The 934-nt window shown below is 60.6% G+C and carries 1 protein-coding gene; it reads right to left on the minus strand.

Annotation, left to right across the window (positions count from 1 at the left end):
* Positions 1-30: 30 nt before the first annotated feature.
* Entirely contained in the window at positions 31-855 is an 825-nt protein-coding gene (locus tag NKJ91_RS33655) for an IS5 family transposase (protein WP_352458936.1), read from the minus strand.
* Positions 856-934 lie beyond the last annotated feature (79 nt).

Consider the following 934-nt stretch of genomic DNA (forward strand, 5'->3'; position numbering starts at 1 on the left):
AGAGCCTGAATCAAAAAGAGTGTTTTGATATCAACTTCTTGCGAGCCTGCGGGTGAGCAGGCGAATGTGAGCGACGTATATCCAGGCTTCTGCGGAAGCGAGGGATTTCTCCCAGTCCTTGGCCAGCCTGCGGCATCGCCCCAGCCATGCGAATGTGCGCTCCACGACCCAGCGGCGCGGCAGGACCTCAAAGCCTTTGGCTTTATCCGTCCGCTTGACGATCTCCAGGGTGAACGTGCCGATCTTTTGCATCGCGCCCTTAAGCTTCGGTCCGGCATATCCGCCGTCGGCGAAGACGTGTCGCAGCCACGGCCAGCGTTCGAGAATGGTCTTGAGGGCAGCCGGTGCGCCGTCCCGGTCCTGGATATCAGCGGCGTGGACGACGAGACCGACCATCAGGCCGATGGTGTCGACAACGATGTGACGCTTGCGCCCGTTGATCTTCTTTCCCGCGTCGAAGCCACGAATTCCGCCGCTTTCCGTGGTCTTGACCGATTGGCTGTCGATCACGCCCGCCGTCGGGCTCGCTTCCCGACCCTCAGCCTCGCGCGCCGCCATGACGAGGCTGTTGCTGATGGTCCGCAACAAGCCCGCCTCACGCCAGCGATAGAAGTACTTCTGCACCGTTGAAAAGGGTGGGAAGTCTTTCGGCAGCAATCGCCACGCGCCGCCCGACGAGGCGAGGTAAAGAAGTGCGTTCACGACCTCGCGCAGGTCTGTCTTGCGCGGCCGGCCGATGCGGCTCGCCGACGGCATCATTGGCGCAATCAGCACCCACTCTGCATCGGTCAGATCGCTTGCGTAGCGGGCGCAACGCCGCTCATAATGCGCACGGGTGATTTCAGTCCAGGCCATCGTGATCTCCATCGAATCTCGCAAATCCGACAGAATCACAACCTGCTGAAATCACTCAACTCTTTTTGGAACGGACACT

It is taken from the genome of Mesorhizobium sp. M0040 (assembly GCF_040323505.1).
Lineage (GTDB): Bacteria > Pseudomonadota > Alphaproteobacteria > Rhizobiales > Rhizobiaceae > Mesorhizobium.